At 61.9% G+C, this 23,000-nt stretch carries 22 protein-coding genes and 1 other RNA gene; 19 read left to right on the top strand and 4 right to left on the bottom strand.

Annotated elements, in window-relative coordinates:
* Positions 1 to 224 precede the first annotated feature (224 nt).
* The 5 genes from petA to J3P96_RS23125 all read left to right on the top strand — a co-directional run bounded on the left by petA (position 225) and on the right by J3P96_RS23125 (position 4,008).
* Complete coding sequence (gene petA, locus J3P96_RS23145) at positions 225 to 818, top strand: ubiquinol-cytochrome c reductase iron-sulfur subunit (RefSeq protein WP_305496657.1); 594 nt, start codon at positions 225 to 227, stop codon at positions 816 to 818.
* Positions 818 to 2,029 (top strand): cytochrome b, encoded by a 1,212-nt coding sequence (locus J3P96_RS23140; RefSeq protein ID WP_434625960.1) that lies wholly within the window; start codon positions 818 to 820, stop codon positions 2,027 to 2,029. The genes petA and J3P96_RS23140 overlap by 1 nt, the downstream gene beginning before the upstream one ends.
* The gene (locus J3P96_RS23135) at positions 2,029 to 2,811 is read left to right on the top strand and encodes a cytochrome c1 (protein ID WP_305496653.1); all 783 of its coding nucleotides are present in this window, start codon (positions 2,029 to 2,031) and stop codon (positions 2,809 to 2,811) included. The genes J3P96_RS23140 and J3P96_RS23135 overlap by 1 nt, the downstream gene beginning before the upstream one ends.
* Before the next feature lie 152 nt (positions 2,812 to 2,963).
* The gene (locus J3P96_RS23130) at positions 2,964 to 3,581 is read left to right on the top strand and encodes a glutathione S-transferase N-terminal domain-containing protein (RefSeq protein WP_003178195.1); all 618 of its coding nucleotides are present in this window, start codon (positions 2,964 to 2,966) and stop codon (positions 3,579 to 3,581) included.
* Positions 3,582 to 3,597: 16 nt separating this feature from the next.
* A complete protein-coding gene (locus J3P96_RS23125; protein WP_434569742.1) occupies positions 3,598 to 4,008 on the top strand; it encodes a ClpXP protease specificity-enhancing factor in 411 nt (136 codons plus the stop codon).
* Between the two features lie 317 nt (positions 4,009 to 4,325).
* Here J3P96_RS23125 and J3P96_RS23120 read toward each other — a convergent pair whose 3' ends face one another.
* The 4 genes from J3P96_RS23120 to J3P96_RS23105 all read right to left on the bottom strand — a co-directional run bounded on the left by J3P96_RS23120 (position 4,326) and on the right by J3P96_RS23105 (position 7,765).
* Positions 4,326 to 4,904 carry a BON domain-containing protein gene (locus tag J3P96_RS23120; protein ID WP_030139689.1) on the bottom strand — a complete coding sequence of 193 codons (579 nt, stop codon included), beginning with the start codon at positions 4,902 to 4,904 and terminating at the stop codon, positions 4,326 to 4,328.
* Positions 4,901 to 5,494 (bottom strand): phosphoheptose isomerase, encoded by a 594-nt coding sequence (locus J3P96_RS23115; RefSeq protein WP_007928463.1) that lies wholly within the window; start codon positions 5,492 to 5,494, stop codon positions 4,901 to 4,903. The genes J3P96_RS23120 and J3P96_RS23115 overlap by 4 nt, the downstream gene beginning before the upstream one ends.
* A gap of 97 nt (positions 5,495 to 5,591) precedes the next feature.
* Positions 5,592 to 5,954 (bottom strand): YraN family protein, encoded by a 363-nt coding sequence (locus tag J3P96_RS23110; protein WP_434569741.1) that lies wholly within the window; start codon positions 5,952 to 5,954, stop codon positions 5,592 to 5,594.
* Positions 5,954 to 7,765, bottom strand: coding sequence for a penicillin-binding protein activator (locus J3P96_RS23105; RefSeq protein ID WP_434653616.1), 1,812 nt, complete (start codon positions 7,763 to 7,765; stop codon positions 5,954 to 5,956). Before J3P96_RS23105 ends, J3P96_RS23110 begins: the two co-directional genes overlap by 1 nt.
* A 251-nt stretch (positions 7,766 to 8,016) precedes the next feature.
* Here J3P96_RS23105 and rsmI point away from each other — a divergent pair, with 251 nt between their 5' ends.
* The 14 genes from rsmI (at position 8,017) to J3P96_RS23035 (ending at position 23,000) form a co-directional block, all read left to right on the top strand.
* A complete protein-coding gene (gene rsmI / locus J3P96_RS23100; RefSeq protein WP_434625955.1) occupies positions 8,017 to 8,889 on the top strand; it encodes a 16S rRNA (cytidine(1402)-2'-O)-methyltransferase in 873 nt (290 codons plus the stop codon).
* 74 nt (positions 8,890 to 8,963) lie between these two features.
* Positions 8,964 to 9,317, top strand: an RNA gene (rnpB, locus tag J3P96_RS23095) — RNase P RNA component class A.
* 308 nt (positions 9,318 to 9,625) lie between these two features.
* Positions 9,626 to 10,081: a division/cell wall cluster transcriptional repressor MraZ gene (gene mraZ, locus J3P96_RS23090; protein WP_003205355.1), complete on the top strand. Its 456-nt coding sequence runs from the start codon at positions 9,626 to 9,628 to the stop codon at positions 10,079 to 10,081.
* Positions 10,078 to 11,025 carry a 16S rRNA (cytosine(1402)-N(4))-methyltransferase RsmH gene (gene rsmH, locus J3P96_RS23085; RefSeq protein WP_305496646.1) on the top strand — a complete coding sequence of 316 codons (948 nt, stop codon included), beginning with the start codon at positions 10,078 to 10,080 and terminating at the stop codon, positions 11,023 to 11,025. The genes mraZ and rsmH overlap by 4 nt, the downstream gene beginning before the upstream one ends.
* On the top strand, positions 11,022 to 11,315 hold the full coding sequence (gene ftsL / locus J3P96_RS23080; protein WP_003178214.1) for a cell division protein FtsL: 294 nt from the start codon (positions 11,022 to 11,024) through the stop codon (positions 11,313 to 11,315). The genes rsmH and ftsL overlap by 4 nt, the downstream gene beginning before the upstream one ends.
* Positions 11,315 to 13,054: a peptidoglycan D,D-transpeptidase FtsI family protein gene (locus tag J3P96_RS23075; protein ID WP_434658307.1), complete on the top strand. Its 1,740-nt coding sequence runs from the start codon at positions 11,315 to 11,317 to the stop codon at positions 13,052 to 13,054. The genes ftsL and J3P96_RS23075 overlap by 1 nt, the downstream gene beginning before the upstream one ends.
* The gene (locus J3P96_RS23070) at positions 13,054 to 14,517 is read left to right on the top strand and encodes a UDP-N-acetylmuramoyl-L-alanyl-D-glutamate--2,6-diaminopimelate ligase (protein ID WP_434653615.1); all 1,464 of its coding nucleotides are present in this window, start codon (positions 13,054 to 13,056) and stop codon (positions 14,515 to 14,517) included. Before J3P96_RS23075 ends, J3P96_RS23070 begins: the two co-directional genes overlap by 1 nt.
* Positions 14,510 to 15,877: a UDP-N-acetylmuramoyl-tripeptide--D-alanyl-D-alanine ligase gene (locus tag J3P96_RS23065; protein ID WP_434653614.1), complete on the top strand. Its 1,368-nt coding sequence runs from the start codon at positions 14,510 to 14,512 to the stop codon at positions 15,875 to 15,877. Before J3P96_RS23070 ends, J3P96_RS23065 begins: the two co-directional genes overlap by 8 nt.
* Positions 15,877 to 16,959, top strand: a complete 1,083-nt coding sequence (gene mraY, locus J3P96_RS23060; RefSeq protein ID WP_339478079.1) for a phospho-N-acetylmuramoyl-pentapeptide-transferase — start codon at positions 15,877 to 15,879, stop codon at positions 16,957 to 16,959. Before J3P96_RS23065 ends, mraY begins: the two co-directional genes overlap by 1 nt.
* Before the next feature lie 5 nt (positions 16,960 to 16,964).
* On the top strand, positions 16,965 to 18,311 hold the full coding sequence (gene murD, locus J3P96_RS23055) for a UDP-N-acetylmuramoyl-L-alanine--D-glutamate ligase (RefSeq protein ID WP_434653613.1): 1,347 nt from the start codon (positions 16,965 to 16,967) through the stop codon (positions 18,309 to 18,311).
* Complete coding sequence (gene ftsW / locus J3P96_RS23050; RefSeq protein WP_370870999.1) at positions 18,308 to 19,525, top strand: putative lipid II flippase FtsW; 1,218 nt, start codon at positions 18,308 to 18,310, stop codon at positions 19,523 to 19,525. Before murD ends, ftsW begins: the two co-directional genes overlap by 4 nt.
* Positions 19,515 to 20,585: an undecaprenyldiphospho-muramoylpentapeptide beta-N-acetylglucosaminyltransferase gene (murG, locus tag J3P96_RS23045; protein WP_434569735.1), complete on the top strand. Its 1,071-nt coding sequence runs from the start codon at positions 19,515 to 19,517 to the stop codon at positions 20,583 to 20,585. The genes ftsW and murG overlap by 11 nt, the downstream gene beginning before the upstream one ends.
* Entirely contained in the window at positions 20,578 to 22,038 is a 1,461-nt protein-coding gene (murC, locus tag J3P96_RS23040) for a UDP-N-acetylmuramate--L-alanine ligase (protein ID WP_305496639.1), read from the top strand. The genes murG and murC overlap by 8 nt, the downstream gene beginning before the upstream one ends.
* Positions 22,035 to 23,000 carry a D-alanine--D-alanine ligase gene (locus J3P96_RS23035; protein WP_305496638.1) on the top strand — a complete coding sequence of 322 codons (966 nt, stop codon included), beginning with the start codon at positions 22,035 to 22,037 and terminating at the stop codon, positions 22,998 to 23,000. Before murC ends, J3P96_RS23035 begins: the two co-directional genes overlap by 4 nt.

Below are 23,000 nucleotides of genomic sequence, written 5' to 3'. Positions count from 1 at the left end.
TCACGGAGCTGGGCGTTTTTTTTATGCTCGAAATAATTGCTCTGTGACAACTTGCCACATTCGTAGAGCCCCTATACTACAAGGCCTGGCGGTTTGGCCGCTGGGTAATTACCTTGTCAGAATTGGGGGTTTTCATTACCATTCGGCAAAATTTTTATAAGTTCAGATTTTTACTTAGTAGACGCCTGATTTAACAGGCCACAAAGCTGATGGGAGAGGACTGAATGAGCAATGACGGCGTGAATGCAGGCCGGCGTCGCTTCCTGGTAGCAGCCACATCCGTGGTGGGTGCTGCAGGAGCGGTGGGGGCTGCGGTCCCGTTCGTGGGGTCATGGTTTCCCAGTGCCAAGGCGAAAGCCGCAGGCGCACCGGTGAAAGTGAATGTCAGCAAGATCGAGCCAGGCCAGCAGATGATTGCTGAGTGGCGCGGCCAGCCGGTATTCATCGTCCGCCGTACAGAGGAGATCCTGGGGAATCTGAAAAAGATCGAGGGCCAGCTGTCCGATCCCTCTTCCAAGAACTCGGTCCAACCGGAATACGTCAACCCTGAAACCCGTTCGATCAAGCCGGAAGTCCTGCTGCTGATCGGGATTTGCACTCACCTGGGTTGCTCGCCAACGTTCCGTCCCGAAGTGGCGCCTGCCGACCTGGGCAAAGACTGGGTCGGTGGTTATTTCTGCCCATGCCACGGCTCCCACTATGACCTGGCCGGTCGCGTCTACAAATCGCAGCCTGCACCTCTGAACCTGCCAGTTCCCCCGCATTCCTATGAGTCGGACGACATCATTGTCGTTGGCGTCGATACGGAGAAAGCGTGATGAGCAAATTAATGGACTGGTTTGATGCGCGCTTTCCCGCGACCAAGATGTGGGAAGACCATCTCAGCAAGTATTACGCGCCGAAGAATTTCAACTTCTTCTACTTTTTTGGCTCCCTGGCCCTGCTCGTCCTGGTCAACCAGATCGTTACCGGTGTCTGGCTGACCATGAGCTACACGCCGTCGGCGGAGGAAGCGTTTGCCTCCGTCGAGTACATCATGCGTGATGTCGAGTACGGCTCGATTCTGCGTCTGCTGCACTCCACCGGCGCCTCGGCGTTTTTCATCGTGGTCTATCTGCACATGTTCCGTGGCCTGCTCTACGGTTCGTACCAGAAGCCGCGTGAGCTGGTGTGGGTGTTCGGCATGCTGATCTACCTCGCGCTGATGGCCGAAGCCTTCATGGGTTATCTGCTGCCGTGGGGCCAGATGTCCTACTGGGGCGCCCAGGTGATCATCTCGCTGTTCGGTGCGATCCCGGTCATCGGCGATGACCTGACCCAGTGGATCCGTGGTGACTACCTGATCTCGGGCATTACCCTGAACCGCTTCTTCGCCTTGCACGTCGTGGCCTTGCCGATCGTGATCCTCGGCCTGGTGGTGCTGCACATCCTGGCGTTGCACGAAGTCGGCTCGAACAACCCCGATGGCGTGGACATCAAGAAACACAAGGACGAGAACGGCGTGCCGCTGGATGGCATCGCTTTCCACCCGTACTACACCGTGAAAGACATCGTCGGCGTGGTGGTCTTCCTGTTCATCTTCTGTTCGATCGTGTTCTTCTTCCCGGAAATGGGCGGCTACTTCCTCGAGAAGCCGAACTTCGAACAGGCCAACGCCTTCAAGACCCCTGAGCACATTGCTCCTGTCTGGTACTTCACCCCGTTCTACGCGATCCTGCGGGCGGTTCCCGACAAGCTGCTGGGCGTAATTGCCATGGGCGCCGCGATTGCCGTGCTGTTCGTCCTGCCCTGGCTGGACCGCAGCCCCGTCAAGTCGATGCGCTACAAGGGCTGGCTGAGCAAGATCTGGCTCTGGGTGTTCTGCATCTCGTTCGTGATCCTCGGCGTGCTGGGTGTGCTGGCACCGACACCGGGCCGGACGCTGCTGTCGCAGGTCTGCACCTTCCTGTACTTCGCCTACTTCATTCTGATGCCGTTCTACACCAGGCTCGAGAAGACCAAACCGGTTCCGGAAAGGGTGGCTGGCTGATGAAAAAGCTATTTTCTGTACTGATTCTTGCTGCTTTGCCTGTCCTGTCCTTTGCGTCCACATCGAGTGGTCCGGAGCTGGAAAAAGTCGACATCGACGTTTCCGACAAAGCGGCCATGCAGGACGGCGCCCGTACTTTCGCCAACTATTGCATGGGCTGCCACAGCGCCAAGTTCCAACGCTACGAGCGCGTGGCCGATGACCTGGGTATTCCCCATGAGTTGATGCTTGAAAAGCTGGTGTTCACCGGCGCCAAGCTGGGCGACCACATGAACATCGGCATGCAGCCGGCGGATGCCAAGACCTGGTTCGGCGCGGCGCCGCCCGACCTGACCCTGGTGGCGCGCGTGCGTGGTACCGACTGGCTCTATGGCTATCTGCGTTCGTTCTATGAAGACCCGGCGCGCCCTTGGGGCGTGAACAACAAGGTCTTCCCGAACGTCGGCATGCCGAACGTTCTGGTCGGCCTGCAGGGTCGTCAGGTGATAGGCTGCAAGCAGGTTCAGATCGTCGAGGACGGCAAGAAGCAATATGATCCGCTGACCGGCACCGCTTTGACCCATGAAGCCTGCGACCAGCTGACCATCGTGCCGAACTCCGGCAGCCTGACCCCGGAGCAGTTCGATGAGAAGGTCAAGAACCTGGTGACCTTCCTGGCCTACTCGGCCAACCCGGTGAAGCTGGAACATCAGCGCATCGGTACGTATGTATTGCTGTACCTGGCGTTCTTCTTCGTATTCGCTTATCTGCTCAAGCGTGAATACTGGAAAGACGTGCATTGATAAAGCTGTAAGCCGTTGCTGTTAATCGTGCGCGCCCAAGGGCGTCTCTGAAGGTGTAACGAGCCTGGTCGGCCAGGTGGTTACGGGAGACGCCCTCTGGGCGCGCTCGTTTTTCCGTTTTTCGATAATTTCAACAAGCGAGGAGGATCGCCATGGGCGTGACCAATCGGTTGGCCTGTTACTCCGACCCCGCCGACCACTATTCCCACCGGGTACGTATCGTACTGGCCGAGAAGGGTGTCAGCGCCGAGATCATTTACGTCGAAGCGGGCCGTCAGCCGCCGAAGCTGATCGAGGTGAACCCTTACGGCAGCCTGCCCACGCTGGTCGATCGTGACCTGGCACTGTGGGAGTCGACCGTGGTGATGGAATACCTGGATGAGCGTTATCCGCATCCGCCTTTGCTGCCGGTGTACCCGGTCGCGCGTGCCAACAGTCGTTTGCTGATCCATCGCATCCAGCGTGACTGGTGCGGGCTGGTGGACCTGATCCTGGATTCCAGGACCAAGGAGCCGGCGCGTGTCGTGGCGCGCAAGGAATTGCGCGAAAGCCTGACCGGTGTGTCGCCGCTGTTTGTCGACAAGCCGTTTTTCCTCAGTGAGGAACAAAGTCTGGTGGATTGCTGCCTATTGCCCATACTCTGGCGTTTGCCGATCCTGGGTATCGAACTGCCACGGCCCGCCAAGCCGTTGCTTGATTATATGGAGCGCCAATTTGCGCGTGAGGCTTTCCAGGCGAGTCTGTCTGGTGTCGAACGTGACATGCGCTAAGGCTTAGGGAGCCGCTATGAACTCCAGTCGACCTTATCTGGTCCGCGCGCTCTACGAGTGGATTGTGGACAACGATTGCACCCCGCACATGCTGGTTAATGCCGAGTATCCGTCGGTACAGGTGCCGCAGGGTTTTGCCAATGACGGGCAAATTGTCTTGAACGTATCGCCGGCCGCTGTGCGTCATTTGCACATGGACAACGATGCGGTCAGTTTCGAGGGGCGCTTCGGTGGGGTGCCGCATACGCTGTACGTGCCGATTGCCTCGATCCTGGGGATCTATGCCCGGGAGAATGGCCAGGGCATGGTATTCGAGCTGGAAGTGCCGTTGGATGGTGAGGAAGAGTTCGAGGCGGATGAGGACCTGCCGCCCGACGACGAGCCGCCGCGTCCTAGCGGGCGGCCTAGTTTGAAAGTGGTGAAGTGATCGGGTCAGTGTGAAAGCCCGGTTACCTGGTTGAGAAAATGCCCGTGTCGTGAGATGCGGGCATTTTTTTGAATGCCCCACCAATCGGCACCCATGTGCATCACAGATATCCCGTGGGAGCGAGCCTGCTCGCGAAGAGGCCACCACATCCGACATTTTGATCGGCTGATACTCTGCCTTCGCGAGCGGGCTCGCTCCCACAGAGAAAATGCAAAACCCACCGAAACCAGGTCGGCTTTAAGGAATATCCCGTAAAAAAACGGCGCCTCTCCATCGCGGAGCAAGCGCCGTTTTCTTGAGCGAATCAGAGCTCGATATCAGTCAATGTACTCAAACAACTTGACGATCTTCTGCACCCCAGACACACCCTGAACCAGATTGGTCGCCTGAGCGGCCTCCTGTTTGGTCAGCAACCCCAGCAGATAGACAATCCCGTTCTCTGTCACAACCTTGATGCGCGAACCAGGAATGCTGGCGTCGGTGAGCATCTGCGTCTTGATCTTGGTGGTCAGCCAGGCGTCGTTCTGGCGGGCCAGCAGTGAGGAGGGCTGGAGGACCTGCAGCTCGTTGTGCACGGTCTTGACCCGCTGCACCGCGCTGGCTTCCTGTTCGGCCTTGGCCTTGAGGTCGGCGCGGGGCGTCTGGCCGGCCAGCAGCACAACGCCGTTGAAGCTGGTGACGACGATGTGCGAATTGTTGTCCAGGTCCGGGTCGGCCTTGGCAATGTTCACGCCCACTTTGGTTTCGATCAACGAGTCGTCGATCTTGCTGCCGAAGGTGCGGGTGCCGCGGTCGTCTTCAATCGGCTTTTCCCGGCTGGCGTTAACCACCGATGTGCAGCCGCTGATGCCGAGGCACAGGGTCAGGGCCAAAAGGCCTAGGCGATTAGGGGTCATTCTTCACTCCCGAACAGTTGGCTGTCGATCAAGTCGCAAAGGCAGTGGATCGCCAGCAGGTGGACTTCCTGAATACGTGCGGTGACATTGGCCGGTACGCGGATCTCGACGTCTTCAGGCAACAGCAGTGAAGCCATGCCGCCGCCGTCGCGACCGGTCAATGCTACGACAATCATTTCGCGATCATGTGCGGCCTGGATCGCTTGAATAATATTCGCCGAATTGCCGCTGGTGGAGATCGCCAGGAGCACATCGCCAGGCTGGCCGAGGGCGCGGATCTGTTTGGAGAACACTTCGTTGTAGCTGTAGTCGTTGGCGATCGAGGTAATCGTAGAGCTATCGGTCGTCAGTGCGATGGCCGGCAGGCTCGGACGTTCGCGCTCGAAGCGGTTGAGCAGTTCCGAAGAAAAGTGCTGGGCGTCGCCGGCCGAACCGCCATTGCCGCACGAAAGCATCTTGCCCTCGTTGAGCAAGGCATTGACCATCACTTGGCTGGCTTGCTCGATGTGCGGTGCAAGTACGTCCATCGCCTGTTGCTTGGTGTCGATGCTGGCCTGAAAAAGCTGGCGGATTCGCGATTGCATGTCCATCTGTGTGACCTTAAGTAGCGCGACTTATCGGCACAAATGTGCGGCGCGCAAAGCAAAGAGCAAAAAAGTTGAGTGAAGGTGTCCGGCTCGGCTGCGCTCAACTGTCGAAGGCGTTTTGCAGCCAATTCAGTTGGTCGACGTTGCTATCGATGGCAACCACGTCGAAGCGACAAGGATGATCGGCCCAGCGAGACTCGCGTTGCAGGAAATACTGCGCGGCGAAAACCAGCTTCTGGCGCTTGCGCTGGTCAATGCTGTCGAGCGCGCCACCCCATTGGGTATTTTTTCTGTAGCGGACTTCGACGAATACTACTGTATCGCCGTCAAGCATGACCAGATCCAGCTCGCCGCGTTTGCACAGCCAGTTTTGCGCCAGCAGTCGCAGGCCGTGTTGCTCAAGATGCGCGAGGGCGAGGCCCTCGGCATCCCTGCCGCTTTGCTGGCGCGATCGGTCGGGCATCAGCGCGGAGTGTCCGGCAGGCGCTGGACCTGGCCGTTGACGAACTGCGCCCAAGGGAGTTGACGTTGCACGCGCTGGGTCGGGGAGACAGCCAGGCTACCCGACAGGCCTTCGATGCGGCTGTCCGGCAGGGCCTTGAGCTGGCCGAGGCGTGGAGCCAGGCGATAGGCGTCAGCGCCCATCGCGTACAGCCGGCCCAGGCTGCCGGCCGCCTGGGGCCACTGCGCGGTGACCTGCTGGCGCAGCGGATCGTTCGCGTCGAGCAGCCATGGAGTTTCGCAGAAGCGAACACCGTTCATGTCGTTGTACTGGTTCTGGTCGCCGCTGACGCTGAACACCGAGGAGGTCGCGTAGACCGGCACGTCGCCGGCGTACTGGAAGTTCAGGGTCGGCTTGATCTGCTGGGCCTGCTGCGGGGTCGACGCGAGGAAAATGAACTCGATATCCTGGCGACGCGATGGCTGCGCCGCGACCGCGGTGCCTACCGTACTTTGCAGGCTCTTGGCGCGACCTTCGCTCTGGCGCAACTGGAACATGTCGGCGATCTGCTGGGCCAGTTGCACCGGCTGGTCGACACGCTCGATTGCCATGATGGTCCCGCCATTGGCCTGCCAATCCTGGCTGAAGGCTTTCAAGACGCGATCGCCCCATTCGCCTTTCGGCACCATCACGGCTGCGCGATGCAGGCCGTCGGCGCGGGCGCGCCGGGAGACTTCGCGGGCTTCGTCTTCAGGCGCCAGGCCGAACTGGAACAGTTGCGGCGGGCCTTGTTCGCCTTCGCTGTAGTTCAGCGCCAGGGTGGTGATCGGCAATTGCGGGCGGGTGCTGATCTGCTTGACCAATGGTTTTTCCAACGGGCCGACCACCAGCTGTACGCCGTCGGCCTGGGCCTTGCGATAGAACTCGTCCATCGAGGTCAGGCTGGCGCTGTCATAGAACTGGATGCTCGGCGGCTTCTGCCCGGCCTGTTGGGCCTGGTAATGCGCGGCCATGAAGCCCTCGCGCAGTGCTTTTGCGACCGCGGCCAGCGGGCCATTCTGCGGTAGCAACACGGCGATCTTGCCCAGTGGCTGGCTTGCCAGCTCCTTGAGCTTGACCAGCGGCGTCGGCAACTGGAGTGCGGCAGGGTGTTTCGGGTTCTGTTCGCGCCAGCTGTCGATGGCGGCTTGCTGCTGCTCCAGGGTGCCGGCGGTTTTCACGGCTTTGGCCAGGCTCAGCCAGCCACCGAGATCGTCGGTAGTGGTCGGTTGCAGTTGATCGGTGGGCAGCGAGGCGATCAGTGTCCAGATGGCTTCGTGATTTTTTGCCTTTGCTTCGTCTTCAAGCAGCGGAGCAATGAAGATCCGCTCGCGGGCGGCGGCCAGGGTCTGGCCATCGGCCTCCAGGGCGCGAGCGCGGACGGTACCGGTGCGGACTTGCTGCTCCACGGGCATTTCGCTCAGGTGCTGCAGGCTCGGATGGCTCAGCGAAGTCAGCGCGGCCTTGGGCTGGTTGCGCGTCATCGCCAGTTCGGCCGACAGCGTGTTGGCGAAAATCTGCTGGCCGGGCTTGAGCTGCTCCATCGGCACTTGTTGCAGGATCTGTGCGGACTGGCCGGCATTGCCCTGGCGGTAGGCCTGGTCGGCGGCGCTCAAGCGCAGCAGGGCGGCTTGTTCCGGGTTTTTACTCTGGGCGGCCTGTTCGAGCAATTGCTCGATACTGGCGTCCGGGGTCCGTGGAAGTTCGCCAAGGCTGGACGAGGGCGAGCTGACGCAAGCCGCCAGGAGGGCAGCGAGGCAGAGGGCGGAGAGCAGCCGCAGGCAAGCGATCATGTAAGTGTTCCTGATACGAGATCAAATTAGCGTCGAATTGTACCCAAGCACTGGCCGGGGCGCGATGTTAGTGGTGTGAATCGATCAATTTAGGTATTTCAAAGCGTGCATTGCAGCACAAAGATGCTGCTCACTCGAATGTCTGACCCCGTGGGAGGGAGCAAGCTCCCTCGCCACAAGGATTAATGTGAGCGGCTGAGAGTGGCGGCACACGCTACAATGCCCACTTTCATGATCATGAGGTGTGCGCTTTGACTGCTCCAGGTGCTTTGAATTCCGCTGCCGGCTCGCTTTACGTGGTGGCGACGCCCATCGGCAACCTGGACGATATCAGCGCCCGCGCGCTGAAGATCCTTGGCGAGGTCGCCCTTATCGCCGCCGAAGATACGCGTCACTCCCAGCGTCTGCTGCAGCACTTCGGCATTTCCACGCCATTGGCAGCTTGCCATGAACATAACGAACGGGACGAAGGCAGTCGTTTCATTACCCGTCTGCTGGCCGGCGACAATGTGGCGCTGATTTCCGATGCCGGCACGCCGCTGATTTCCGATCCGGGTTACCACCTGGTGCGCCAGGCCCGCGCTGCCGGTATCAATGTAGTGCCGGTACCAGGTGCCTGTGCATTGATCGCGGCGTTGTCGGCGGCCGGCTTGCCATCGGACCGGTTTATCTTCGAAGGTTTCCTGCCGGCCAAGGCGGTGGGGCGGCGAGGGCGCCTGGAAGCTATAAAGGAGGAACCTCGAACGCTGATCTTTTATGAGGCGCCGCACCGTATCCTCGAATGTCTCCAGGACATGGAGCTGGTGTTCGGTCCCGAGCGCCAGGCATTGCTGGCTCGGGAACTGACGAAAACCTTCGAGACCTTGAAGGGGCTGCCTCTGGCGCAGTTGCGTGCGTTTGTTGAAAGCGACAGCAATCAGCAGCGTGGCGAGTGTGTGGTGCTGGTCGCGGGCTGGACACCGCCCCAGGACGAAGACGCCGTCAGTAGCGAAGCGATGCGCATCCTTGATCTGTTGCTGGAGGAAATGCCCCTCAAGCGAGCGGCGGCCCTCGCCGCGCAGATCACCGGCGAGCGCAAGAATGTGCTGTATCAGGCTGCGCTGGATAAACAGAAGGCCCAATGAAACCGGCGCGCCAAGCTGGCCAAGGGCTTTTAGCGCTTGTTCTTCGGGCGCGCTACCGTTAACCTTCGCGGCGGAGAGTCGATCGGACAGTCGCTGCCCTCTATGAAAATTAGGGGGGGGAGGAAAGTCCGGGCTCCATAGGGCGAAGTGCCAGGTAATGCCTGGGAGGCGCGAGCCTACGGAAAGTGCCACAGAAAATAACCGCCTAAGCGCTTCGGCGCCGGTAAGGGTGAAAAGGTGCGGTAAGAGCGCACCGCACGACTGGCAACAGTTCGTGGCTAGGTAAACCCCACTTGGAGCAAGACCAAATAGGGTCCCAAGGCGTGGCCCGCGCTGGGACCGGGTAGGTTGCTAAAGATGTCCAGTGATGGCCATCGTAGACGAATGACTGTTCAAGACAGAACCCGGCTTACAGATCGACTCTCCACCTTTTCCCTCCCTGCCGGAATCAATGGCAGAAGCAGTTCCTAAGATCAAAAAAATCTTACTCTTAATAAATCACTTTAACTTCTGCGTGCAGTCCCCTGTGTGCCTTCGAGTTAAAGCGAATTTTCCTACGTCAGTTTCTTGTTGCCCCTCCTGAAACGCTCCTAAATCTCCGATCTATAAGGCTTTTCCTTCATTCCGCGCCTTGACGGTGCGGTGGGCGCATTCCTATAGTGTGCGCAAGTGGCGGAAAGTGGCATGAAGTGGGTTTTTTTGAAGGTAAAACGCCAAAAAGTGGAGAAACGCTGACGTGTTTCGCGGAGCTAACGCTATCAGTCTCGATGCAAAAGGCCGTCTCGCCATGCCGAGCCGGTATCGTGACGAGCTCGTTTCGCGAAGTTCAGGGCAGTTAATCGTCACGATCGACGCCGTTGATCCATGTTTATGCGTTTACCCTCTCGATGAGTGGGAAATCATCGAAACCAAACTGCGCGCACTGCCTTCGCTGCGGGAAGAGAACCGTCGCCTGCAACGCTTGCTGATCGGTAATGCCGTCGACCTCGAACTCGACGGCAGCGGTCGTTTCCTGGTGCCGCCGCGTCTGCGCGAGTACGCCAAGCTGGACAAGCGCGCGATGCTGGTGGGCCAACTGAACAAGTTCCAGCTGTGGGACGAAGATGCCTGGAATGCGGTTTCTGCCGCCGACCTTGCTGCTATTCAACAACCGGGCGCCATGCCTGATGAACTGCGTGATTTGATCCTGTGACTACTGATAGCGGCTTTAACCACATCACCGTACTGCTTGACGAAGCCGTCGAGGCTCTCGCCGTACGTCCTGATGGCTGCTATCTGGACGGCACGTTCGGGCGTGGCGGGCACAGCCGGCTGATTCTCAGCCAGCTCGGTCCGGACGGTCGGCTGCTGGGGTTCGACAAGGATCCTCAAGCGATTGCCACCGGGCAAGCGCTAGCGGCCGAAGACGGCCGCTTTGTCGTTGTGCAGCGCAGCTTTGCGGAGCTCGGTTCGGAAGTCGCCCAACGCGGCCTGGCAGGCAAGGTCAGCGGCGTGTTGCTTGACCTGGGCGTGTCTTCGCCGCAGCTGGACGACCCGGAACGCGGCTTCAGTTTTCTCAACGACGGTCCGCTGGACATGCGCATGGATCCGTCCCGTGGCATCAGCGCGGCTGAATTCGTCAATACCGCGTCCGTAGAAGAAATCGCCCGCGTGTTCAAGGAATACGGCGAGGAACGTTTTTCCGGGCGCATGGCGCGCGCGGTGGTCGAGCGTCGCGACATCAAGCCGTTCGAGCGTACCGGTGATCTGGCCGAAGTGCTGAAGGTTGCCAACCCTGCCTGGGAAAAAGGCAAGAACCCGGCGACCCGGGCTTTCCAAGGGCTGCGTATCCACGTCAACAACGAATTGGGCGATCTTGAGGCCGGTCTCGAAGCCGCTCTCGAGGCACTGGAAATCGGCGGGCGCCTGGTGGTGATCAGCTTCCATTCCCTGGAAGACCGTATCGTCAAGCTGTTCATGCGCAAGCTCACCAAAGGCGAAGCCGATAACCTGCCGCGCAATCTGCCGGTGCGTTTCGAGGCCTTCGTACCGAAAATCAAGATTCATGGCAAAGCGCAGTTCGCCTCCGAGGCCGAGCTCAAGGCCAACCCTCGCGCCCGTAGCGCCGTTATGCGTGTCGCGGAGAAGTTGCGGTGAGCAAGCTCTTCGCCAAGCCCCTGCCAGGCGGCAGCTTTTTCATGCTGCTGCTGTTTATTGGCGTGCTCGTGTCGGCCATTGCCGTGTCTTACAGCGCGCATTGGAACCGGCAGTTGCTCAACACCCTTTACAACGAGCTCAGCGTGCGCGACAAGGCGCAGGCCGAGTGGGGTCGGTTGATCCTGGAGCAAAGTACCTGGACCGCCCACAGCCGTATCGAAGTCCTGGCGACCGAACAACTGAAGATGCGCATCCCCGGTGCGGCTGAAGTGCAGATGGTGGCGCCATGATGAAGCTCGAAGGGGCGCTGTTCCCGTGGCGGTTCCGCCTGGTCCTGGGTTTGCTCGGGATCATGGTCGCGGCCATCTCGTGGCGCATCATCGACTTGCAGGTGGTCGACCGTGACTTCCTCAAGGAGCAGGGCGACGCCCGTAGCGTGCGTCATATCCCGATCCCGGCTCACCGTGGCCTGATCACCGACCGCAATGGCGAGCCGCTGGCTGTCAGTACCCCGGTGACCACCTTGTGGGCGAACGCCAAGGAAATGCAGCAGGCCAAGGAGAAGTGGCCGGCGCTGGCTGCCGCCCTCGGCCAGGACCCCAAGGCTCTGACCGAACGCCTCGAAGCCCAGGCCAACAAGGAATTCATCTATCTGGTGCGCGGGCTGACGCCCGAGCAAGGCCAGAGCGTGCTCGACCTGAAAGTGCCGGGCGTCTACGGCATCGAAGAGTTTCGGCGTTTTTATCCGGCCGGTGAGGTCACCGCCCATATGGTCGGGTTTACCGACATCGATGACCGGGGACGGGAAGGGGTCGAGCTGGCCTACGACGAATGGCTCGCCGGTGTCGCCGGCAAGCGCCAGGTCATCAAGGATCGGCGCGGCAGGCTGATCAAGGATGTCCAGGTCACCAAAAACGCCAAGGCCGGCAAGCCCTTGGCGTTGTCCATTGACCTGCGCCTGCAATATCTGGCCAACCGCGAGCTGCGCAACGCCATCGTCGAGAACGGTGCCAAGGCCGGCAGCCTGGTGATCATGGACGTGAAGACCGGCGAGATCCTCGCCATGGTCAACCAGCCGACCTACAACCCGAACAACCGTCGCAACCTGCAGCCGGCAATGATGCGCAACCGCGCGATGATCGACGTGTTCGAACCCGGTTCGACGATGAAGGCCGTGTCCATGGCCGCCGCGCTGGAAACCGGGCGCTGGAAGCCGAGCGACACCGTCGAGGTCTATCCGGGCACGTTGCAGATCGGCAAGTACACCATTCGTGACGTATCCAAGACCGAAGGACCGGTGCTCGACCTGACCGGCATCCTGATCAATTCCAGTAACGTCGGTATGAGCAAGATTGCCTTCGATATCGGTGGCGACGCGATTTATCGCCTGGCCCAGAAGATCGGCCTCGGCCAGGACACGGGCCTGGGCTTCCCGGGCGAGCGCGTCGGCAACCTGCCCAACTATCGTGAATGGCGCAAGGCGGAAACAGCCACTTTGTCCTACGGCTACGGTGTTTCCGTGACGGCGATCCAGCTCGTCCACGCGTTTTCCGCGCTGGCTAACAACGGCCGTATTGCCCCGTTGACGCTGATCAAGACCGACAAGGCGCCGCAAACTACCCAGGTAATTCCTGAGGACGTCGCCAAGACCATGCAGGGCATGCTGCAACAGGTGATCGAGGCGCCGCGCGGTGTCTATCGCGCTCAGGTTCCGGCCTATCACGTTGCCGGCAAGTCCGGTACGGCGCGCAAGACTTCCGTGGGCACCAAGGGTTATGCCGAGAATTCCTATCGTTCGCTGTTCGCCGGCTTCGGGCCGATGAGCGATCCGCGCTATGCCATCGTGGTGGTCATCGACGAACCGAGCAAGGCCGGTTATTTCGGCGGCCTGGTATCGGCGCCGGTGTTCAGCAAAGTGATGTCCGGCACCCTGCGCCTGATGAATATCACCCCGGATAATCTGCCGCCGACCCAGCAGGCGAGTACCGCCCCGGTCGTCCCCCTGAAAGCCGACGGAGGGCGAGGCTGATGTCCCTGAGCCTGAACAAGATTTTTGCCCACGCCGGGCACGACCTGCTGATTCGCGAGCTGGCCCTCGACAGCCGCGACGTGCGCGCCGGAGACCTGTTCCTGGCGGTGCCGGGTGCCCGTTTCGATGGTCGTGACCACATCGCCGACGCCTTGAAGCGCGGCGCGGCGGCGGTAGCTTATGAAGTGAACGGCGCGACCGTGCTGCCGATCACCGATGTTCCGCTGATCCCGGTCAAGGGACTGGTGGCGCAGCTGTCGGACATCGCCGGGCGTTTTTATGGCGAACCGAGCCGTCACCTGAACCTGATCGGCGTGACGGGCACGAACGGCAAAACCAGCGTCACCCAGTTGGTGGCGCAGGCGCTGGATCTGCTTGGCCAGCATTGCGGCATCGTCGGAACGCTGGGCAACGGTTTCCATGGCGCGCTGCAAAGCGGCCTGCACACCACGCCGAACCCGATTGCCGTGCAGGCGACCCTGGCCGACCTGAAGAAGGCCGGCGCCAAGGCCGTGGCGATGGAAGTCTCTTCCCATGGCCTCGATCAGGGTCGCGTCACTGCACTGGCGTTCGACGTCGCGGTGCTGACCAACCTGTCTCGGGATCACCTGGACTACCACGGCTCCATGCAAGCCTACGGCGAAGCCAAGGCCAGGCTGTTCGCCTGGAACGATCTGAAGTGCCGGGTCATCAACATTGATGACGAGTTCGGCCGCCAACTGGCCGCCGAGCAGCGCGAGTCCCGGTTGATCACCTACAGCCAGGAAGACCCCAGCGCCTACCTTTATATCCGTCAGGCGCAGTTCGATGACGAAGGCGTGCGCGCCACGCTGGTCACGCCCCAGGGCGAGCACCACTTGCGTAGCACCTTGCTGGGGCGTTTCAACCTGAGCAACGTGTTGGCCGCCATTGGCGCCTTGCTCGGGCTGGACTATGCCCTGGACGAAATTCTCAAGGTGCTGCCGAAACTCGAAGGTCCGGCCGGACGCATGCAGCGCCTGGGCGGCGGAACCCAGCCGCTGGTAGTGGTCGACTATGCCCACACCCCCGATGCACTGGAAAAAGTCCTCACGGCCCTGCGCCCGCACGCCAAGGGCAAGTTGCTCTGTCTGTTCGGCTGCGGCGGCGATCGTGATCGCGGCAAGCGCCCATTGATGGCCGAGGTCGTGGAACGACTGGCCGATGGCGTGTTGGTCACCGATGACAATCCGCGCAGTGAAGATCCGGCGCGCATTTTCGACGACATCCGCGCCGGTTTCTCGGAGGTGGACAACGTCACCTTCGTGGCCGGGCGTGGCCAGGCCATTGCCCAATTGATCGCCAGCGCTTCGGCGGACGACGTCATCGTCCTGGCCGGCAAGGGGCACGAGGACTACCAGGAAATAAACGGCGTGCGCCAAGCCTTTTCCGATCTGGTGGAAGCCGATCACGCCCTGACCGCGTGGGAGGTGGCCCATGCTTAAGGCCTTGAAGCTCAGCGAGCTGAGCAACGCTTTGAATGCGCGCCTGATCGCCGCGGACGCCTCGTTCGACGGCGTCAGCATCGACAGCCGGGCGATCGCGCCGGGGCAGTTGTTCGTCGCCCTGGCCGGACCACGTTTCGACGGTCACGATTACCTCAACGAGGTTGCAGCCAAAGGCGCGGTCGCGGCACTGGTCGAGCGGGAAGTAAGCAACAGCACGCTGCCGCAGTTGCTAGTCAGCGACACTCGCCAGGCCCTCGGCCAGCTCGGTGCGCTGAATCGCGCGGCGTTTGCCAATCCGGTCGCGGCCATCACCGGTTCCAGCGGCAAGACCACGGTCAAGGAAATGCTCGCGAGCATCCTGCGCACGCGCGGTCCGGTCCTGGCGACCCGTGGCAACCTGAACAATGACCTCGGCGTGCCTCTGACCCTCCTGGAGCTGGCGCCGGAGCACAGCGCCGCGGTCATCGAGCTCGGCGCTTCACGGCTCGGCGAGATTGCCTACACGGTCGGCATGACCAAGCCTCACGTGGCGGTGCTCAACAACGCCGGGACCGCCCATGTCGGCGAGTTCGGCGGCCCCGAGAAAATTGTCGAGGCCAAGGGCGAGATCATCGAAGGGCTGGCTGAGGATGGCGTCGCCGTGCTCAATCTCGACGATAAAGCCTTCGAAATCTGGAAGGCCCGGGCCGGGGAGCGCAAGGTGCTGACCTTCGCCCTGAGCAACCTGGCGGCGAATTTCTACGCCAGCGACCTGGATCGCGACGCCCGTGGTTGCCCGGCTTTCAACCTGCACAGCCCTGATGGCGCGGAGCGCGTGCAGTTGAACCTGCTTGGCACGCAAAACGTTGCCAATGCCCTGGCCGCCGCGGCCGCCGCCCATGCGCTGGGTGTGTCGTTGCCGGGCATTGTCGCCGGGTTGAACGCCGTACAACCGGTCAAGGGACGCAGCGTCGCGCAGTTGGCAAGCAACGGCATGCGCGTCATCGACGACACCTACAATGCCAACCCGACGTCCATGTGCGCCGCTGTGGATATCCTTGCCGGTTTCTCCGGTCGCACCGTGCTGGTGCTCGGGGATATCGGTGAGCTGGGCGAGTGGGCGCAGCAAGGCCATCACGATGTCGGTGCCTACGCGCGCGGCAAGGTCGATGCGCTGTACGCCGTCGGCCCGATGATGGCCCACGCCGTGGCGGCGTTTGGCGAGCACGCACAGCATTTCACCACGCAGGCCGAGCTGATCCAGGCCCTGGGCGCCGAGCAAGACCCGAACACCACCCTATTGATCAAGGGCTCACGCAGTGCGGCGATGGAAAACATCGTTGCGGCTTTGTGCGGCACCCGTATGGAGAAACATTAATGCTGCTGCTGCTAGCGGAGTACCTGCAACAGTTCCACAAAGGCTTCGCGGTCTTCCAGTACCTGACCCTGCGCGGGATCCTGGGTGTGCTGACCGCGTTGTCGTTGTCGCTGTTCCTGGGCCCGTGGATGATCCGCACCCTGCAGAGCCTGCAGATCGGCCAGTCGGTTCGTAACGACGGCCCGCAGTCGCATCTGTCCAAATCCGGCACCCCGACCATGGGCGGCGCGCTGATCCTGTCGTCCATCGGTATCAGCACCTTGCTCTGGGCCGACCTGGCGAACCGTTACGTCTGGGTCGTGCTGCTGGTGACGCTGTTTTTCGGCGCCATTGGCTGGGTCGACGACTACCGCAAGGTCATCGAGAAGAACTCCCGTGGGCTGCCAAGCCGCTGGAAATATTTCTGGCAGTCGGTGTTCGGCCTCGGCGCGGCGATCTTCCTTTATATGACCGCCGCCTCGCCGGTGGAAACCACTCTGATCCTGCCGATGCTGAAGGACTACAGCATCCCGCTGGGCGCAGGTTTCATAGTGCTGACTTACCTGGTGATCGTCGGTTCGAGCAACGCGGTCAACCTCACCGACGGCCTCGACGGCCTGGCGATCATGCCAACGGTGATGGTTGGTGGTGCGCTGGGGATCTTTTGCTACCTGTCGGGTAACGTGAAATTCGCTGAATACCTGCTGATTCCTTATGTACCGGGGGCGGGCGAGCTGATCGTATTCTGCGGCGCGCTGATCGGTGCCGGCCTGGGCTTCCTCTGGTTCAACACCTACCCGGCGCAAGTCTTCATGGGCGACGTCGGCGCGCTGGCGCTGGGCGCGGCCCTGGGCACCATCGCCGTCATCGTTCGCCAGGAAATCGTCCTGTTCATCATGGGCGGCGTGTTCGTGATGGAGACCCTGTCAGTCGTCATTCAGGTTGCTTCCTTTAAATTGACCGGCCGCCGGGTATTTCGCATGGCGCCGATCCACCACCACTTTGAACTCAAGGGCTGGCCCGAGCCGCGTGTGATTGTCCGTTTCTGGATTATCACCGTGATTCTCGTGTTGGTCGGCCTTGCCACCCTGAAGCTGAGGTAGAACGAGTGTCCCTGATCGCTTCTGACCACTTCCGCATCGTTGTCGGCCTCGGCAAGAGCGGCATGTCCCTGGTTCGCTTCCTGGCGAACCGGGGTGTGTCGTTTGCCGTCGCCGATACGCGGGAAAATCCGCCTGAGCTGGCCACGCTGCGTCGTGACTATCCCCAGGTGGATGTGCGTTGTGGCGAGCTGGACGTCGAGTTCCTGTGCCGCGCCGACGAGCTTTACGTGAGCCCGGGCCTGGCCCTGGCGACCCCGGCCCTGCAGGCTGCCGCCGCCCGTGGCGTGAAATTGTCCGGCGATATCGAGCTGTTCGCGCGCAACGCCAAGGCGCCGATTATCGCCATCAGCGGTTCCAATGCGAAAAGCACCGTCACCACGCTGGTCGGTGAAATGGCCGCGGCCGCCGGCAAGCGTGTCGCCGTGGGCGGCAACCTCGGCACCCCGGCGCTGGATCTGCTCAGCGACGAGGTCGAGCTGTACGTCATGGAACTGTCGAGCTTCCAGCTCGAGACCACCGATCACCTTGGCGCTGAAGTGGCCACTGTGCTGAACATCAGCGAAGACCACATGGACCGCTACAGCGGCCTGCCGGCCTATCACCTGGCCAAGCACCGGATTTTCCGTGGTGCCCGGCAAGTGGTTTTCAACCGCCAGGATGCCTTGACCCGTCCGCTGATGAGCGAAGGGCTGCCATGCTGGACTTTCGGCCTCGGCGCTCCAGATTTCAAAGGCTTCGGTTTGCGCGAAGAGAACGGCGAGAAATATCTGGCCTTCGAATTCCAGAACCTGATGCCGGTGCGCGAACTGAAGATTCGCGGCGCCCATAACCAAGCCAATGCCTTGGCCGCGCTCGCCCTCGGGCATGCCGTCGGGCTGCCGTTCGACGCCATGCTTTCGGCGCTGCGCAGCTTTGCCGGGCTCGAGCACCGCTGCCAGTGGGTGCGCGACCTGGATGGCGTGGCCTGGTACAACGATTCCAAGGCCACCAACGTTGGCGCCGCCCTGGCTGCCATCGAAGGCCTCGGCGCGGACATCCAGGGCAAGCTCGTGCTGATCGCCGGTGGCGATGGCAAAGGCGCCGACTTCAAGGACCTGCGCGATCCGGTGACGGCCAACTGTCGTGCCGTGGTGCTGATGGGCCGCGATCGCGAACTGATCGCCCAGGCCCTCGGCGATGCCGTGCCACAGGTTCGCGTCGCCTCGCTGGACGAAGCCGTGCAGCAATGCCGTGCCCTCGCGCAACCGGGCGATGCCGTGCTGTTGTCGCCGGCCTGCGCCAGTTTCGACATGTTCAAGAATTACGAAGAGCGCGGGCAACTGTTCGCCCGGGCTGCGGAGGACTTGGCATGAGCCTGATGAACATCATCAAGCCGTACCCGTCGCCGCTGATTACCGGTCGCGGTATCGACCTGGACTTCCCGATGCTCGCCGGCTGCCTGGCGCTGCTCGGCCTGGGCCTGGTGATGATCACCTCCGCCTCGTCGGAAGTGGCCGCCGTGCAATCGGGCAACACCCTCTACCACATGATCCGCCACCTGATTTACCTGGTGATCGGCCTGGGCGCGTGCATTGTCACCATGATGGTGCCGATCGCCACCTGGCAACGCCTGGGCTGGCTGATGTTGCTGGGTGCCTTCGGCCTGCTGGTGATGGTGCTGGTGCCGGGTATCGGCCGCGAGGTCAACGGCTCCATGCGCTGGATCGGCTTCAGCTTCTTCAACGTGCAGCCTTCGGAAATCGCCAAGGTCTTTGTGGTGATCTACCTCGCCGGGTACCTGGTGCGTCGTCAGAAAGAAGTGCGCGAGAGCTGGATGGGCTTCTTCAAGCCGTTCATCGTGCTGCTGCCGATGGCCGGCCTGCTGCTGATGGAGCCGGACTTCGGCGCGACGGTGGTGATGATGGGCGCGGCGGCGGCAATGCTGTTCCTCGGCGGTGTCGGGCTGTTCCGCTTCACCTTGATGGTAGCGCTGGCGTTCGCGGCAGTGACCGTCCTGGTGCAGGCGCAGCCATACCGGATGGCGCGCCTGATCACCTTTACCGATCCGTGGGCCGACCAGTTCGGTTCCGGCTACCAGTTGACCCAGGCGTTGATCGCCTTCGGTCGCGGCGAGTGGCTGGGCGTGGGCCTGGGCAACAGTGTGCAAAAGCAGTTCTACCTGCCGGAAGCTCACACCGACTTCGTGTTCTCGGTTCTCGCCGAGGAGCTGGGGGTAGTGGGCTCCCTGTGCACCGTCGCGCTGTTCGTCTTCGTTTGTGTGCGCGGCATGTACATCGGCTTGTGGGCCGAGAAGGCCAAGCAGTTCTTTGCCGCGTACGTGGCGTACGGCCTGTCGTTCCTCTGGATCGGCCAGTTCCTGATCAACATCGGGGTGAACGTCGGTCTGCTGCCGACCAAGGGCCTGACGCTGCCGTTCCTCAGTTATGGCGGCAGCTCCCTGGTGATCTGCTGTGCCTGCCTCGGCTTGTTGCTGCGCATCGAGTGGGAAAGTCGAACCCACCTGGGCAGTGAAGAAATGGAATTCCATGAAAGCGACTTCGCCGAGGAGCCGACTCATGGGCGCTAACGTACTGATCATGGCGGGCGGAACCGGCGGGCATGTATTCCCGGCGCTGGCCTGTGCCCGGGAGTTCCAGGCGCGCGGCTACACCGTGCACTGGCTCGGCACGCCGCGTGGCATCGAGAATGAACTGGTACCCGCCGCCGGCCTCGAGCTGCATCGGATCAACGCCAGTGGCCTGCGGGGCAAAGGCAAGCTGTCTCTGCTCAAGGCACCGCTGATGCTGCTCAAGTCGATCTGGCAGGCGCGGGCGGTCATCCGTCGGCTGCGGCCGGTATGTGTCGTCGGCTTCGGCGGTTATGTGACCGGTCCTGGCGGCGTCGCGGCAAAACTGGCCGGTGTGCCGGTGATCGTCCATGAGCAGAACGCGGTCGCTGGTACCGCCAATCGGTTACTGGTGCCGTTGGCCGCTCGAGTGTGTGAAGCCTTCCCCGACACCTTTACCCTGTCGGGCAGCCGTCGCACCACCGGTAACCCGGTGCGCACGGAGCTGTTCCTCGATACACCGCGCCCGGCCCTGGCCGGACGCAAGGCGCGTTTGCTGATCCTGGGCGGAAGTCTGGGAGCGGAACCGTTGAACAAACTGCTGCCCGAAGCCTTGTCCCAGGTCGCCGCCGAATTGCGCCCGGAAGTGTTTCACCAGGCTGGCAAAAACCACGATGAAGTGACCGCCGAGCGCTATCGCGCCGTTGGCGTCGAGGCGCAAGTGCAGCCTTTCATCAAAGACATGGCCCAAGCCTATGGCTGGGCCGACCTGGTGGTCTGCCGCGCAGGCGCGCTGACCGTCAGTGAACTGGCTGCCGCCGGTCTGCCCTCGATGCTGGTGCCTTTGCCCCACGCCATCGACGATCACCAGACCCGCAACGCCGATTATTTGGCCCGCGAAGGCGCTGCCTTCCTGATGCCACAAAGAACGACTGGCGCCGCGGATCTAGCCGCGCGCCTGACAGAGGTCTTGATGCAGCCGCAAACACTCGAAGACATGGCCCGCGCCGCGCGCCGCCTGGCCAAACCCGATGCAACGGCCCAAGTGGTCGATACCTGCCTGGAGGTGGCCCATGGTTGAGAATCGCAAAGCCATGCCGCAGCCGGAAATGCGCCGCATCCGCCGCATCCACTTCGTCGGGATCGGCGGCGTGGGCATGTGCGGGATCGCCGAGGTGTTGCTGAACCTGGGTTACCAGGTCTCGGGTTCCGACCTGAAGGCTTCGCCGGTCACTGAGCGCCTGGAATCCTTCGGTGCACAGATTTTCATCGGCCATCGTGCCGAGAACGCCGCCAACGCCGATGTGCTGGTGGTCTCCAGCGCCGTGAACACTTCCAACCCGGAAGTCGCCACCGCCCTGGAACGTCGCATTCCCGTGGTGCCGCGCGCCGAGATGCTCGCCGAGCTGATGCGCTATCGCCACGGCATCGCCGTCGCCGGTACTCACGGCAAGACCACCACCACCAGCCTGATCGCCTCGGTGTTCGCTGCCGGTGGCCTGGACCCGACGTTCGTGATCGGTGGGCGCCTGAACGCCGCGGGCACCAACGCCCAACTGGGCACCAGCCGCTACCTGATCGCCGAAGCCGACGAGAGCGATGCAAGTTTCCTGCACCTGCAACCGCTGGTGGCCGTGGTGACCAACATCGACGCCGACCACATGGCGACCTACGACGGTGACTTCAACAAACTGAAGAAAACCTTCGTCGAGTTCCTCCACAACCTGCCGTTCTACGGTCTGGCGGTGGTGTGCCTGGACGATCCGGTGGTGCGCGAAATCCTGCCGCTGATCAAGCGTCCGACCGTGACCTACGGCTTTGGCGAAGACGCCGACGTGCGCGCGATCAACGTGCGCCAGCAGGGCATGCAGACGTTCTTCACCGTGCTGCGTCCTGATCGCGAGCCGTTGGACGTGTCGGTGAACATGCCCGGCAACCACAACGTGCTCAACTCGCTGGCGACCATCTGCATCGCCACCGACGAAGGCGTCAGCGATGAAGCCATCGTCCAGGGCCTGTCCGGGTTCCAGGGCGTGGGTCGACGCTTCCAGGTCTACGGCGAGCTGCCGGTGGACGGCGGCAACGTGATGCTGGTGGATGACTACGGCCATCACCCGACCGAAGTCGCGGCGGTGATCAAGGCCGTGCGCGGTGGCTGGCCGGAGCGCCGGCTGGTGATGGTCTACCAGCCGCACCGCTACAGCCGCACCCGCGACCTGTACGACGATTTTGTCCAGGTGCTGGCCGACGCCAACGTGCTGCTGTTGATGGAAGTCTACCCGGCCGGCGAAGAGCCGATCCCGGGCGCCGACAGCCGCCAGCTGTGCCACAGCATCCGCCAGCGCGGCCAGTTGGACCCGATCTACATCGACCGCGGCGTGGACCTCGCGCCGCTGGTCAAGCCGCTGCTGCGCGCCGGCGACATCCTGCTCTGCCAGGGCGCCGGTGATATCGGTGGCCTGGCCCCGAAACTGTTGAAAAGTCCGTTATTCGCCGGAGCCACCGTGGCCTCCAGCGAGGGGAAACTGAAATGACTGCTGCCTACGCCAACCTGGTCTCGACCCTTGATCCGAAAGCCTTCGGCCGCGTGGCCGTGCTGTTCGGTGGCAAGAGCGCCGAGCGCGAGGTCTCTCTCAAGTCCGGCAACGCCGTGCTGCAAGCCCTGCAAAGCGCCGGCGTCGACGCATTCGGCATCGACGTGGGCGACGACTTCCTGCAGCGCCTGCTGAGCGAAAAGATCGATCGCGCCTTCATCATTCTTCATGGCCGTGGCGGCGAAGACGGCAGCATGCAGGGCTTGCTCGAATGCCTGGGCATTCCCTACACCGGCAGTGGCATCCTGGCGTCCGCCCTGGCGATGGACAAGTTGCGCACCAAACAGGTCTGGCACAGCCTCGGCATCCCGACGCCGCGTCACGCCGTGCTGGCGTCCGAGGCCGATTGTATTTCGGCGGCGACGGAACTGGGCTTCCCTTTGATCGTCAAACCGGCCCATGAAGGTTCAAGTATCGGCATGGCGAAAGTGAATTCGCTGCCTGAGTTGACCGCAGCCTGGAAGGACGCCAGTTCCTACGATTCGCAAGTGTTGGTCGAGCAATGGATCACCGGTCCCGAGTTCACCATCGCCACCCTGCGTGACCAGGTGTTGCCCCCGATTGCGCTGGGCACGCCCCACACGTTCTACGACTACGACGCCAAGTACATCGCCAATGACACCCAGTACCGCATTCCCTGCGGGCTGGACGCTGCCAAGGAAAAACAATTGATGGACCTCACGGCCAAGGCCTGTGAGGCGCTGGGTATCGCCGGTTGGGCGCGGGCGGACGTGATGCAGGACGCCGATGGGCAGTTCTGGTTCCTGGAAGTCAACACCGCGCCCGGCATGACCGACCACAGCCTGGTTCCGATGGCGGCTCGCGCTGCCGGCCTGGATTTCCAGCAACTGGTGCTGTCGATCCTGGCCGCCAGTGTCGGCAACCAAGAGTCCAGGGGTTAA

The organism is Pseudomonas sp. R3-56 (assembly GCF_051132075.1).
Taxonomy (GTDB): domain Bacteria; phylum Pseudomonadota; class Gammaproteobacteria; order Pseudomonadales; family Pseudomonadaceae; genus Aquipseudomonas.
Note: the sequence above shows the minus strand (reverse complement) of the source record. Positions and strands in the feature narration are given on the sequence as shown.